Below are 13,597 nucleotides of genomic sequence, written 5' to 3'. Positions count from 1 at the left end.
CGTCGCGATTGTCACGAAGGGCGGCCGGGGATGCGGAAGCTTTCCACAAAGATATCCACAGGATTTCCACAGTCTGATCCTCGGTTTCGCACAGGGTTTTCGACAGCGTTATCCGTCGCCTCGGCATCGGCTTGGGTTGTGGTCGGAATTGGCTTCGCTGGCGATAGTCTATGTGGTGCTGATTGTTAGCGGCGAGCGAACAGCGCCCGGTGATCCCGCAGGATGGCGCGGGCGGCGTTATGACCGGGTGCGCCTGTGACACCTCCGCCGGGATGCGCGCCGGCGCCGCAGTGATAGAGCCCCTTCAGCGGGCCCCGATAATCTGCGTAGCCCAGCATCGGCCGGGCCGAAAACAATTGGTTCAGCGTCAGCGCGCCGTGGAAGATATCGCCGCCCAGCAATCCAAATTCGCGTTCGAGGTCGAGCGGTGACAGGACCTGCCGGCCGATCACGCTGGCGGTAAAGCCCGGCGCGTAGCGGTCGACGGTCGCGATCATGAGGTCGGCGACCTCATCGCGATGGTCATCCCAAGACGCGCCGTCAGGCAATTGCGGCGCGACATGCTGGCAGAAAAGGCTGGCCACATGGCGGCCGGGCGGTGCGAGGGAATCGTCGATCACCGAGGGGATCAGAACCTCGATCACCGGTTCGCGGCTCCAGCCGAACTTTCGCGCGTCACGCCAGGCGCTGTCCATGTAGTCGAGACCGGGTGCAATGATGATACCGGCGCTGAGATGGTCGCCGGCGCCCGGCAAGGCGGAGAATGAGGGGAGGGCGGAGAGCGCGACGTTCATCCGGAATGTCCCGGAGCCATTGCGCCAGTTCTTGATGCGGGTCAGAAAGGTGGCGGGCAGCGCGTCTGCGGGCAACAGCCGCGTATACAGTAGTTTTGGGTTGACGTTCGCCGCGACATATCTTGCGCGGATCGTCCGTCCGTCGTCGAGCACGGTACCTGCTACCTGCTTTCCTTCGACAACGATCTCACGCACGCCTGCGTTCGTTTCGATTTCCACACCGGTCGCGCGGGCGGCCATTGCCATCGCCTGGGTGATCGCGCCCATGCCGCCGATGGCGTGTCCCCAAACGCCCTTCTTGCCGTTCACTTCCCCGAAAGCATGGTGCAGCATCACGTAGGCCGAGCCGGCCGCGTAGGGACTCGCATAGTTGCCGACGATGGCGTCAAAGCCGAACAGAGCCTTGATAAGATCGGTTTCGAAGCGATCGTCGAGCATGTCTCCTGCCGATCGCGTAAAGAGATCGAGCAGGCTGCGTTGCTGCTCCAGCGAAAGCCCGCGCAAGATACCCACCGTTCCGGCGGCGTTGACGAACTCGTGCGCCGCCTTGAGGCCAAGCCCCTCAACGAGATTTGGTGGCGCGCGGAGCACGAATTGGCGGACAACGTCGGCGATCTCTTCGAGTTCGCGCATGAAATCGCCGATCGCGCTTGCATCCCGTTCGCTCAAGCGAGCCGCCGATGCCCGGGTGCGGCCTTCGCCGGTGAGCAGGAAGCGGCCGTCGGGAGCGGGCAAGAAGTTCTGCGCGCGGCGTTCGACGATCCGCAGGCCGTGGTCGTGAAGCTGCAGGTCGGCGATGACTTTCGGATTGAGCAGGCTGACGGTGTAGGCCGCGACCGAATTGCGGAAACCTGGGTGGAATTCCTCGGTCACCGCTGCGCCGCCTACCACCTTGCGCCGCTCCACGACTCTGACGCGGAGTCCGGCCATTGCGAGATAGGCCGCGCACGTCAAGCCGTTGTGGCCTGCGCCGATGATAACGACGTCAGTGTCTGACATATCCGCTTCAAAGTCCTCAGACGGTCTGACTGCCGTCCTTCAAGCTCTTATCGGAAAGTCCGATGGACGGCACAAGGCTTAAGAGCCGAGTTCAGCCTGATGACACGCTCTGCGTTGGCGGTAACAGCGCAATGGTGAAGATAGTAGCGGTCAGTCGTCGAAGCCAGAGAACAGGCCACGCGACCGATAGGGTCGTGGCGCATAGACCTGAGGCTGCGCGTATCCGTAGCCTGTTTGATCGCCGTAGTAGTATTGCTGTGGTTGAGGAACGTTCTGCGCACCGCGACGATAACCGCGCGGAGCAGGATAACGCTGATCGTTGGAACTGCCGTCCGCCGGATAGATATAGCCGTCGTCGCCGCGAACGGTGGCTTGCGGCTGGCGACCGGGTGCGATCTGTCCGGGCGTCAGATCGACCGGATTTCCGGCGGCATCGTAAGATTGATAGGCCGACGCCGGATCGCGACGGGCGACATCGGTTTGCCGCCTGCTACGAGGATTGCGCGCCAGCGCCACGCGCGACGATCCAGTCAGTGTGACGGTGGTGTTGAGGACGCCCTCTGTCTTCACGAGAGAGAACAGTGTGCTGGCGTTGGCGCGCGAGATACGGACGCAGCCGTGAGAGACGGGGACGCCGAGGCTGCCCTCGGAGAACGTGCCGTGGATGGCATGACCGATCTTGGTGAAGAAGATCGAGTGCGGCATCGGCGCGTCGTCGAACTCCTTGGAGAAATGGTCGGCTTCCATCCGGAAAGTTTGGAATTTTCCATTCGGAGTTTCGTGCGACGGATTTCCAGTCGAGACCGGCCATTGATAGCGTTCAACGCCGTCGACGGAAACGGTCATTTGCTGATTGTCCTTGTCGACCACAATGGACACCTTTGCGTGGGCGACGCTACCAGCGGCGAGAAACAGCAGAGCGGAAACAGGAATAAGAAACTTGCGCATTACCTCGGCCTCGACTTCAGCCTACGTCCCCGAGCCATATATGCGCTCAAACAGGATGTGCTTCCAGTAGCGGGTTTGCGTCATCGTTAACTCACGAGGCGGCACGACCAAGGCGGCGGGGAGGAAAAGTCGGGTGAGACCTTGGAAAGCGCCCTCGCGCACGGCTTGGAACTTTCGGCGGGATTCCACATTATATCACCTCAGATCCAGCGATCACGGCCTGTTGGGGCAACCTAGCTAGATTCAAAATAAGGACAGAAACGCCGATGAGGATGAGAACCATAGCATTGCCAACCGAGCCTTCTTTCCGATTGCGGATCGCGGTAGCCGCTGCTGCAGCGGCGCTGGCCCTATTCGCCATTCCGCATCAAGCGCATGCTCAGGGCGTCTTCAATGGCATGGAGCGTGGTGCCAACCAAGGCGCGTACGAGGGTCATCGTGCGGCAGGGCCGGTGGGTGGCGCAATCGGCGGCGCGATTGGCGCCGGCGTCGGGGGTGCCGTGGGCGGCGTCAACGGCGTGCTCGGCATTCCGGATCGCGGATACCGAAGGGGGCATCGATGCCGTGGTTATTGGAAGCACGGGCATTTCCACTGCTACCGTTGATAAGGATTTCCCGTATGACGTATGAGCAGACCGCGGTCGGGGGTTGAACCCGTCGCGGTCTGCGTTTGCGCATCACAATTTAATGTCTAAGCCGATAGCCGGTTCTGAATATCCACCATACCATCAACATGCAGGCCGCAAGAAAACCGACTGTCATGCCAATACTCACGGACACGCTGACGTCAGCAATCTCGTAAAAACTCCACCGGAATCCGCTGATGAGATAGACGACGGGATTAAAAAGCGCGAGGGTTTGCCAAGTCTGCGGCAGCATGTTGATCGAATAAAAACTTCCTCCGAGGAATGTTAGCGGCGTGATGATCAACATCGGAATCATCTGCAGTTTCTCGAAACCGTCGGCCCAAATCCCGATGATGAAGCCGAAAAGACTGAAGGTCACTGAGGTCAATATCAGAAAGGTCAGCATCCATATCGGGTGATGAATGTGCAATGGCACGAACAGACCGGCGGTGGCCAGAATGATCAGGCCTAGAATAATCGATTTGGTCGCAGCCGCCCCCACATAGCCGAGGACAATCTCGAAATAGGAGACCGGCGCCGACAGTATCTCGTAAATGGTGCCTATGAACTTTGGGAAGTAGATCCCGAACGATGCGTTGGTGATACTTTGCGTCAGCACCGACAACATTATGAGTCCGGGCACAATGAAAGTGCCGTAACTGACGCCCTCGACCTGAGTGATGCGCGATCCGATTGCCGCGCCGAACACCACAAAATAAAGCGAGGTCGAAACCACCGGTGACACGATGCTTTGCAGCAGCGTGCGCCAAGTGCGCGCCATTTCGAACTTGTAAATCGCCTGCACGGCTCCAAAATTCATGGTCAGGTCCTTACCAGGCTGACGAAGATCTCTTCCAGCGAGCTTTCAGTGGTGTCGAGGTCGGAAAATCTGATACCCGCGGCACGGAGATCGCTCAGCAGGCTGGTGATGCCGGTGTGCTCACTTTGGGTATCATAGGTATAGATCACTTGCATTCCGTCTGCGGCAAGTTCGAGATTGTAAGCCGCCAACGTTGCAGGTATGGCTTCGACCTTGCACTGCAAATGAAGCTTCAACCGCTTTTTGCCGAGCTTCTGCATCAGCGCTGCCTTTTCTTCGACGAGAATGATCTCGCCCCTATTGATGACGCCGACACGGTCCGCCATTTCTTGAGCTTCTTCGATGTAATGCGTCGTCAGAATGATCGTGACGCCCAAGGCTCGCAGCGCGCGCACCATCTCCCACATGGCTTTCCGTAATTCGACATCGACCCCCGCTGTGGGCTCGTCGAGAAACAGCACTTGCGGCTCGTGTGAAAGGGCCTTCGCAATCATAACACGTCGTTTCATGCCTCCGGACAGCGTGACGATCTTGCTATCTTTCTTGTCCCACAACGAGAGATCTCTCAGGACCTTCTCGATATGGGCCGGGTTCTTGGGCTTTCCGAACAGCCCACGGCTGAAACTCACGGTTGCCCAGACCGTTTCGAACGCATCAGTATGCAGTTCCTGCGGCACCAGGCCGATCAGCGCGCGGGTAGTTCGATAGTCGCGCCGGATGTCCCGACCGTCGACCCGCACCTGACCTGCGGACGCGTTGGTGATGCCGCAAATGATGCTGATGAGCGTTGTCTTGCCGGCGCCATTAGGGCCGAGCAGTGCGAAAATCTCACCCCGTTTGATATCGAGGTCGATGCTCTTCAGTGCTGCGAAGCCGGACGCGTAGGTCTTCGACAAGCCGGAAATAGATATGATGGGCGACATGCGAGCTTGACACGCTGTAAGCTGGTGGAAAAGGGACGACGAGAAGATGCTATCGCGTCGAATGGCAGGATGATGGAATGGAGGTTAGATAAGAACACGTGCGGTGGTTCGCAATTCGGCTACACCCGCTTCACAAAGCTATCGACCACCTTTTTGTCGCCGGCTTTTTCGAAAGCGATGGTCAGCTTGTTGCCATCGATCCGCGCCACTTTTCCGTAGCCGAATTTCTGGTGAAAGACCCGGTCGCCAAGTGAGAACTCGGATGTCGTGCCGGTAGATTTCGCGACCAGTTCGCCTTCGATGGTCAATGGCGTGTACTTCGACTTCGGTCGGCTCGCAGCATAGGGTGCATTGGTCTCATTAAATCCGCCCCGACCGCGATTGGCCTGTGCGCGTTGCCAGCCAGGCGTTGCATAGCTCGAGCCAAACGCCTCGATGTTGTCGAACCGCGAGGGGCCGTAACCGCCCGTTCCGCCCCATCCCGACCCACCCTTCGATTCCGTGATCTCGACGTTTTCAGCCGGCAGTTCGTCGAGGAAGCGGGACGGAATCGTCGTCGACCATGAGCCATGGATACGGCGATTGGTAGCGAAATAGAGCTTTGCGCGTCGGCGCGCCCGTGTCAGCCCGACGTGCGCGAGGCGGCGCTCTTCTTCGAGACCAGAGCGTCCCTGCTCATCCAGCGCGCGCTGATGGGGAAACAGACCTTCCTCCCAGCCTGGCAGGAAGACGCTGTCGAATTCGAGCCCTTTGGCGGAATGCAGCGTCATGACCGAGACGGCATCCTCGTCGGCGCCGCCGTCGCGATCCATCACCAGAGATATATGCTCGAGAAAGCCTTGCAGGTTTTCGAACTCCTCCATCGAGCGTACCAGTTCTTTCAGATTCTCCAGGCGACCAGCAGCATCAGCCGAGCGATCCTTCTGCCACATCTCCGTGTAGCCGCTCTCGTCCAGCACGATCTCGGCAAGTTCGGTGTGCGGTATGGCCTCTCGCTGCACGCGCCACCGGTCGAAACTCTCGACCAAAGCGCGCAGCGATCCGCGCGCTTTCGGTTTCAACTCGTCGGTTTCGACAACGGTGCGGGCCGCTTCGCTGAGCGGGATCTGCCGCTTTCGCGCGATGCCATGCAGCGTCTGGACGGTGGCATCGCCCAGGCCACGTTTGGGCACATTAACGATGCGCTCGAAGGCAAGATCATCAGCTGGCGAGTTGATGAGGCGCAGATAGGCGAGCGCGTCGCGGATTTCGGCGCGCTCGTAGAAGCGAGGACCGCCGATAACGCGATAGGGCAGGCCAAGCGTGACAAAGCGGTCTTCGAACTCGCGCATCTGGAATGAGGCGCGCACCAGAATTGCGATTTCATTCAATTTTTCGCCGGCGCGCTGGAGCTGTTCGATTTCCTCGCCAATGGCTCGGGCTTCCTCCTCGGAATCCCAGGAGCCGGTGACGGTGACCTTCTCGCCGTCGATATCCTCGGTACGTAATGTCTTGCCGAGCCTGCCTTCGTTATGCGCGATCAGGTGCGAGGCAGCGGCGAGGATATGGCCGGTTGAGCGATAATTACGCTCCAGTCGAATCACCTTGGCGCCTGGAAAATCGTGCTCGAAGCGCAGGATGTTATCCACCTCGGCGCCGCGCCAGCCGTAGATCGACTGGTCGTCGTCGCCGACGCAGCAGATGTTTTTGGGCTGGGCCGTGCGCGGGCTCGGATCCTCTCCCGGAGAGGAAGCGGGAAAATGCGCTTGCGATGAAGGCGGCGCCTGCGACAGCAACCGCAGCCATAGATATTGCGCAACGTTCGTGTCCTGATACTCGTCGACAAGGATGAACTTGAAGCGGTTCTGGTATTGCCGCAGCACGTCCGGATGCTCGCGAAACAACCGGACATTCTCCAGCAGCAAATCACCGAAGTCCACTGCATTGAGGATTTTCAACCGCGCCTGGTAGGCGGCGTAAAGCTTGCCGCCGCGACCGTTGCCGAATACGGAGGCTTCGCCCGATGGCACCTGTGCGGGCGTCAGTCCGCGGTTCTTCCAGCCGTCGATCAACCCGGCCAGCATCCGTGCGGGCCAGCGCTTGTCGTCGATGTTGTCGGCCTGCAGAAGCTGTTTGAGCAGGCGGATTTGATCGTCGACATCGAGAATCGTGAAGTTGGATTTGAGTTGCACCAGTTCGGCATGAACGCGCAGGATCCGGCCCGCAATGGAATGAAAGGTGCCGAGCCACGGCATACCTTCGACTGCTTGCCCGAGCATCTGGCCGAGACGATGCTTCATCTCGCGAGCGGCCTTGTTGGTGAAAGTCACCGACAAGATCTCGCCAGGGCGGGCGCGGCCCTGGCTGAGAATATGCGCGATGCGGGTCGTCAGCACGCGGGTCTTGCCTGTTCCCGCACCGGCCAGCACCAGAACCGGTCCGTCCAGCGTTTCCACGGCCTCGCGCTGTTCCGGATTGAGCCCGCTCAGATATCGTGGCGTTGCTGCGGCCCGCGCGCGCGCAGCGATGCCGCCGGCGGCGGGCTGGTGCTCGGAAACGTTGCTATGGATCAGTCTACCTGGATCGGTCATGCGAATCGTCTTTCCCCACGATGACACTGCTGGCCAGCGAAGGGGAGAGCCTCTTAGTCGGATCAATGAAATATATAGGGGTGACGCGCTTCGTATCGGCTTTTCTGCGTCCAAGCCAATGGAATGATCTCGCCGCGTTCGACGTTTTGTTCCCCAAAAGCCGCTCATTTTCAGAACTTTCTCGTGTAGGACCGGGCGGAACTATTGTTCCGGTGACGGATTGTTTTTCAGTCACGCGCAAAGCGCGCAAAAATGGAGGCCAGATCATGTTGAATTGGGTAGTGACGTTCCTGGTCATTGCATTGATTGCCGGCGTTTTGGGCTTTGGAGGTATCGCGGGCGCCTCGATCGAAATCGCGAAGATCATCTTTTTCATCGCGCTGATTCTGTTAGTGGTTTCAGCGGTGGTCGGGTTGTTGCGCGGCCGACCCGGCGCATAGCGCGCGGGTTTTAACCTGGGGTGTCGAGGGCATCGCGATTGTCCGGCGCTGTGCCCTCGGGGACGCGCGGCGATGCTGCAAGGGCAACGACGGCCTGAAGTGGGCACCGCTATCGGAGGCGAGGGGGACAGCGGGCGGCCATCTCGACGTGAAGCGTCATCGTTCGGAGGTTGCCGAGAGGCTTCTCGGTGAGCGTGTTGTAATTTCCTCTCCCTCACGCAGATGCTTTTCGTCGATCAATCCGAAGAGTTGGATCTACAATTGGGCCGTCCAGGCGATTTCCCGCAAATAGCGCAAATGGGATTCGGCCATGAACGCGGGAGGCGCGGGCACGCTTTCATGTAATCGAGGCCGATTCCCCAGTTCGAGCCAGAACAGGTCGGTGCGCGATGATGGATCACTTGACCGCCATCATCGCTTCGCACTGTCTGCGCCGCCCCTTCCAGGAACAATGCGCTGCCTGCCGTCGCTGCGACTTTGCCACAGTTGTTATTAGTATAAGGATACGGCATTCGTTTTAGTGCGCCTCGCGGAGTCCGGAAGCACGAACCCGGGTCTACCATTTGCGGAAGGGCGACCCGAACGAATGCAATTCTGTCGGAAGGGTCAGAGGGGGACACCGTGCAGACGACGCTGCTCGGCCTGGCGATTACATTCATTGTTGCGCTCATCGCCGCGCTGATCGGGCCGCATTTCATCGACTGGAGCCGGTTTCGGTCCCAGTTCGAGACAGAGGCGGCGCGCGTGATCGGCGCGCCGGTGCGGGTCGAGGGTAGGATCGACGCCCGGCTGCTGCCGTCGCCGTCATTGCGGCTTGAGTCGGTATTCGTTGGAAGGCCGAACGATCCGGGACAGGTACAGGCCGACAGTCTCGCCGTCGAATTCAGCCTTGGTTCGCTGATGCGTGGAGAGTGGCGCGCAACCGAATTGACGATCAACGGTGTTGCGCTCGACCTCGGTCTCAATGACAGAGAGCGGATGGGCTGGCCACTATCGCTCAATTTCGGCTCGCTTTCTGTTGATCAGTTGAATCTCACCGGCCGCGTAGCGCTTCATGATGCTGCAAGCCGCAGCACTTTGGAATTGAACGACATCGCGTTCAGTGGAGAGGTGCGGCCATCGGGAGCTTCCGTGCGCGGCGACGGCAATTTCGTGTTGTCAGGAACGCGATATCCCTTCCAAATTTCGCTCGCACAGGCGAGTGCCGGCGGTGCCAGCCGTGTTCACGTCGCGATCGATCCCGGAACGCGGGCGGAGTTCATCGACGTCGATGGGATCTTGTCATTCGACGAACAGATCCCGCGCTTCGATGGCGCGCTGACGCTGGCAGGTGCTGGGGAATCTGTCGGCAAAAACTTTTCGGTCGCCCCCTCTCAAAGACCATGGCGTGTATCGGCCAACGTAAAAGCAGATCCGAAAGGCGCGCGTCTCGAGCAGGTTGATGCTAGTTATGGTCATGCCGACTCTGCGCTGAGGCTCACAGGCAAAGGAGACATTCGTTTCGGCTCGTCGCCCCGGCTTCGCGCTGCATTCTCCGCGCGTCAACTCGACGCCGACCGCCTGTTTGCCAAGGAACAGGCCGATCCCGCAAAGATGTTGCAGACAATGCAACGTTATCTAACAAAAATCCCGAAACCATGGCTCGCCGCCGACATAGAGATCAGCGCCGACCAGATCATGCTGGGCGGCCGCCCGATACAAAATTTCAGCACTGACTTACGCAGCGACGCTGCTTCATGGACGATCAGCCGGCTGGAATTCCACGCTCCCGGCGCCACGCGTATGGCTGTTAACGGCGCGATCCTGCTGCCCGGACCGTCGCCGCGACTCAACGGTGCACTCGACGTTGAATCGTCTGATCCCGATACTTTCATCGCATGGTTGCAGGGCCGTGGCGAAGTCACTCATCTGAGCCGAAAGCCGCTGCATGTGCAAAGCAAGTTGACTGCTGATCAAAGCCAGGTGGTCTTCGAACAGCTCAAGGCCGATATCGAGGGTGGCAGCGTTGAAGGGCGGCTGGCGTTTGTCGATTTGACACCGGAGAACGGTACGCGGGCCGAAGCTGAACTCAAAGCGGATCGTCTCGATCTTGATGCGGCGGCAAGTCTGGTGCGCGCGGTCGCGGCATTGCAAGACAGTTGGCCCAGTGAGGGACGATTGTCCTTAAATGTTGATCACGCGATGTGGGCGACACGGGAGTTCGGTCCATTTCTCGCCGAACTGAGTTATGGGCCAACGGCAATCTCGCTCGAACAATTGAAAGTCGGCTCCTCCGGCGGACTCATGATCGATAGCTCCGGTGCATTCGACCGCATCAATACCACCGGGAAGTTATCGTTGAATGCGACATCTGAGTCGGTTGCCCCTATGGCGAGCGTGATTGCTCCGCTCGCACCGAGCGTTGCGGCGCGCCTCGATGCGATACCGGCGGCCGCGGGGGCTGCCCAGCTTCGCCTCACGCTCAACGTTGGTAAGAGCCTTGCCGACAACAACAAGGCAGATGCCAGCGCTACACTCGACGTCAATCTGCCGCAACTGAAAGGCTCACTGTCACTGGTTGCAGCACCTTCACTCGCGGCGGTACGCGCCGCCGATTTTGATGTATTGGCACGCAGCGAGGTGACGCTTCGGACGAATCTGACGTCGGAGCGCGGCGGGGGCGTGCCGATGCTGCTGGGTCTTGATCGTGTGATCGCGGTTGCGAACCCATCTGTATTGGAAGCTACAGCGACGGGAACCTGGCGTACCCCGGCTCAGCTAAATGCGAGGATGTCAGGAACCGATCTGGATGCCGAAATAAAAGGAATGGTGCAGCCATGGTCATCGGATCGGAAGGCGGACCTTAATCTCACAGTTCACCGCGTCGATCTCAAGCCGCGACTGAATCTTCAGCCGTCCGGTCCCGACGGTCAGGAGGTCAGGCTCTCGTCCCATGTCATCCTGGCCGACGACAAGCTGATTTTCAGCGATCTCGATAGCGCGATCGGCGACTCGCGTATGCGCGGGCATGTTACGGTCAGTCTAGGAAACGAAAGGCGCCTCGAAGGCGAACTCGGAATCAATACGCTCGATCTGGCGACGGTGTTCGGGCTTGCAGTCGACTTCGGGGGGCGTGATCCGGCGGAGCCGTTGAATGTCGGCCTGCCGGAGGGCTGGCGCGGTCAACTGGCTTTCGCGGCGCTGCGCGGCACGTTGCCGGGAGGCGCTGAATTGAGACCCGTCAGCGGCGTTGTCAAAGGGGACGACCATTCCCTGACGTTCGATGCGATGAAGGGGAAAATCGGCGATGGCGATGCCACGGCAAGCCTCCATGTTGGGCAGACCGCCGAAGGCGTTGCCTTGAATGCGAACGTCCAATTCACCAACGTCGAGGGGGCAGCATTGCAATACGGTGCGCTGGCGATGCCTGCCGGCCGCATCTCGGCGCGGATCACACTCGCCAGCCGGGGCCGCAGCGCGTCGGCGATGGTGGGAGCGTTGTCCGGCGACGGGGTGGTCACGCTCGATCACGCGCGGATTTCAGGGCTCGATCCGCGCGTGTTCGAAGTTGCGATCAATGGCAATGTCGAGCGGGGATCGGACGATGCTAGATTGCAGGAGATCGTAGAGCAGTCTCTCACCGCCGGTCCGCTGTCGGTCGTATCGGCGCAAATTCCGTTCACGGTGAGGGATGGCCGTGTGCGTGTTAGCCCAACGCCGTTAGACGGCGAAGGTGCGCAGGCGATTGTCTCCGGCGGCTATGACATCACGTCGGATCAAGTCGATATGCGCGCTGGCCTTGCGTCAACCTCGACCGGGTCTGCGAACGATCGTCCGCAAGTTCAGATATTCGCAGTTGGGCCGTCCCACGCGATAAACCGGGCTATTGATGTCGCGGCGCTGTCCTCATGGCTTGCGGTGAGGTCGATTGATCGCGAGTCTCGCAGACTCGACTCGATCGAGCAAAGCCTGGAGCCGGCTCCGAGCGTTTCCCCGGCGCAGGCATCCCTGCAGGCTGAACCCTCAAATCTTTCCGCTAGTCTACTGGCTTCGGACGCAGCACCCGTCACTCATCCACCAAGACCAAAGCGGGATCCTCGGCGGTTCGCGGCAAGAGGTCGGATGGCTGTCCCGCTACCGTCTCGGCGTCCGACGACTGCCGCCCGGGTATCCCGTGTGCCGACACCGCCGTCGGTTGCGCGTTTGCCGGTGGAGACACAGCTCGTGGCGCCAAGGCCGGTGCGCCAGCGCTGAGGCCGCCCGTCTCCCCGGAGGAACGAAGCCAGTGCGTCAACTCGCGAAGAAGTGTCCCCGACCAAGTCCGGGTATTCCTTCTGATTTGCTCCGAGCCGACAGGAGTGGAGCTACTTCGGGCCAAGCGGCGCAAGCCGCGTTGACGGTGCCTGACGTTCGCCGATGAACATGGTGCTTACCGCTCGCGTGCGAAAATGCTCGAGGACATACAGACGAATCGCCGAAGACAAGTTGCTGGTCCTGCGATTGGTATCGATCGAAGCAATTTGTGTGGAAAGGGTTATGCCCCGCCGTGTCGCGATATCCTTCAGGCTGGTCCAGAACGCATCTTCGAGGCTGACACTGGTCTTGTGACCACCGACGACCACGGATCTTTTGACGACGGCATATTCGCGCAATGGTCCTGGTTTTCCGCGGCGGTCGCCGCTTTCGTCGTTTTGCATGATTGACTCCATCTGTATTCCGGCAAGCCTCATCATCGTCGCACGATGAGATCTCACCGGATGTTTGTTCGGTCCAACTGCGAAAGCGGTGCTGCGGACCGTCGGTGGACCGCGCTGCGGGCATGCAGGTGACTTCGCGGTCTACCTCTGATCGGCGCGATGGCAGATCGTCAAGGCAGGTAAATAGTAGCTGAAAGTACCCGACGTCGGTATTCGGGAAACAACCTAGCCCGGCTCACTATCGTGACGCGGACCTTCGCAGACATACGGATGAGAATTGCGCCGGTGATCTGCGGAGAATCGCGCTTGCTATCCGAGGCTAGGACTGTGTTCGGATCCGGACGTCGTCGCGCGGCTTCGAAAGTAGTCCAGCACGAAGAGACGGATTGCCGAGGAGAGGTTGCCCTGTTGGCGGTTGCTGTCGATTTCCCCGACGAGTTCGGACAGCGTCATGTCGCGGTGACTCGAAATTTCTTTCATCCCGTTCCAGAATGCTTCCTCGAGGCTCACGCTTGTCTTGTGACCAGCCACTACGATCGATCGTTTCACTACTGGCGATTTCATGACGCGTCCTCGCCGTCGATGCGGTGTTGATCGAGCAAACGCAGTTCTCGCATCCTCCGCTGTTCGGAAAGATCGCGCTCGGCTTTGCTGCGGCCGAAGCGCGCGCGATTAGCGTCAGCGGTGGCGGCCGCCTGTTTGCGTTCGGCGCGCTTCCTGCGCTTGTTTAAGTTAATCACATCCCCCATGACCAATTCCGCTGTCTTGAATGCCGGGAACGCGCAGCCGCAAACATCGAAA

Annotated in this window: 11 protein-coding genes; 3 read left to right on the top strand and 8 right to left on the bottom strand. The window is 59.8% G+C overall.

Annotated features, from left to right (window positions below; genetic code table 11):
* Nucleotides 1–185: 185 nt before the first annotated feature.
* Both AC1RT6_RS10710 and AC1RT6_RS10705 read right to left on the bottom strand, forming a co-directional pair.
* Nucleotides 186–1,793: a phytoene desaturase family protein gene (locus AC1RT6_RS10710; protein WP_079447392.1), complete on the bottom strand. Its 1,608-nt coding sequence runs from the start codon at nucleotides 1,791–1,793 to the stop codon at nucleotides 186–188.
* Nucleotides 1,794–1,943: 150 nt separating this feature from the next.
* Nucleotides 1,944–2,741 carry a L,D-transpeptidase gene (locus tag AC1RT6_RS10705; RefSeq protein WP_472790421.1) on the bottom strand — a complete coding sequence of 266 codons (798 nt, stop codon included), beginning with the start codon at nucleotides 2,739–2,741 and terminating at the stop codon, nucleotides 1,944–1,946.
* Between the two features lie 266 nt (nucleotides 2,742–3,007).
* Between AC1RT6_RS10705 and AC1RT6_RS10700 the strand changes: the two genes are divergently transcribed.
* Complete coding sequence (locus AC1RT6_RS10700; RefSeq protein WP_079447390.1) at nucleotides 3,008–3,346, top strand: hypothetical protein; 339 nt, start codon at nucleotides 3,008–3,010, stop codon at nucleotides 3,344–3,346.
* A gap of 79 nt (nucleotides 3,347–3,425) precedes the next feature.
* Here the strand turns inward: AC1RT6_RS10700 and AC1RT6_RS10695 are convergent, their stop codons facing one another.
* The 3 genes from AC1RT6_RS10695 to AC1RT6_RS10685 all read right to left on the bottom strand — a co-directional run bounded on the left by AC1RT6_RS10695 (nucleotide 3,426) and on the right by AC1RT6_RS10685 (nucleotide 7,680).
* Nucleotides 3,426–4,187: an ABC transporter permease gene (locus AC1RT6_RS10695; RefSeq protein ID WP_079447389.1), complete on the bottom strand. Its 762-nt coding sequence runs from the start codon at nucleotides 4,185–4,187 to the stop codon at nucleotides 3,426–3,428.
* Between the two features lie 2 nt (nucleotides 4,188–4,189).
* Nucleotides 4,190–5,110: an ABC transporter ATP-binding protein gene (locus AC1RT6_RS10690; RefSeq protein WP_079447388.1), complete on the bottom strand. Its 921-nt coding sequence runs from the start codon at nucleotides 5,108–5,110 to the stop codon at nucleotides 4,190–4,192.
* Between the two features lie 119 nt (nucleotides 5,111–5,229).
* Entirely contained in the window at nucleotides 5,230–7,680 is a 2,451-nt protein-coding gene (locus AC1RT6_RS10685) for an ATP-dependent helicase (protein ID WP_079447387.1), read from the bottom strand.
* A 266-nt stretch (nucleotides 7,681–7,946) separates the two neighbouring features.
* On the opposite strand from AC1RT6_RS10685, the gene AC1RT6_RS10680 reads away from it, so the two are divergent.
* Nucleotides 7,947–8,120 carry a DUF1328 domain-containing protein gene (locus tag AC1RT6_RS10680; RefSeq protein ID WP_079447412.1) on the top strand — a complete coding sequence of 58 codons (174 nt, stop codon included), beginning with the start codon at nucleotides 7,947–7,949 and terminating at the stop codon, nucleotides 8,118–8,120.
* Between the two features lie 621 nt (nucleotides 8,121–8,741).
* Nucleotides 8,742–12,353 (top strand): AsmA family protein, encoded by a 3,612-nt coding sequence (locus AC1RT6_RS10675; RefSeq protein WP_079447386.1) that lies wholly within the window; start codon nucleotides 8,742–8,744, stop codon nucleotides 12,351–12,353.
* Between the two features lie 110 nt (nucleotides 12,354–12,463).
* Here the strand turns inward: AC1RT6_RS10675 and AC1RT6_RS10670 are convergent, their stop codons facing one another.
* From AC1RT6_RS10670 to AC1RT6_RS10660, 3 genes are all read right to left on the bottom strand, one after another.
* A complete protein-coding gene (locus tag AC1RT6_RS10670; RefSeq protein ID WP_472790416.1) occupies nucleotides 12,464–12,796 on the bottom strand; it encodes a ribbon-helix-helix domain-containing protein in 333 nt (110 codons plus the stop codon).
* A gap of 309 nt (nucleotides 12,797–13,105) precedes the next feature.
* Nucleotides 13,106–13,360 (bottom strand): ribbon-helix-helix domain-containing protein, encoded by a 255-nt coding sequence (locus tag AC1RT6_RS10665; RefSeq protein ID WP_079447385.1) that lies wholly within the window; start codon nucleotides 13,358–13,360, stop codon nucleotides 13,106–13,108.
* Nucleotides 13,357–13,545 carry a DUF4169 family protein gene (locus AC1RT6_RS10660; protein WP_079447384.1) on the bottom strand — a complete coding sequence of 63 codons (189 nt, stop codon included), beginning with the start codon at nucleotides 13,543–13,545 and terminating at the stop codon, nucleotides 13,357–13,359. The genes AC1RT6_RS10665 and AC1RT6_RS10660 overlap by 4 nt, the downstream gene beginning before the upstream one ends.
* Nucleotides 13,546–13,597: the final 52 nt, after the last annotated feature.

The sequence above is a fragment of the Nitrobacter sp. MLSD-S21 genome (assembly GCF_058809865.1).
The sequence above is the reverse complement of the archived record's forward strand: the minus strand, read 5'-3'. Positions and strand labels throughout refer to the sequence as shown.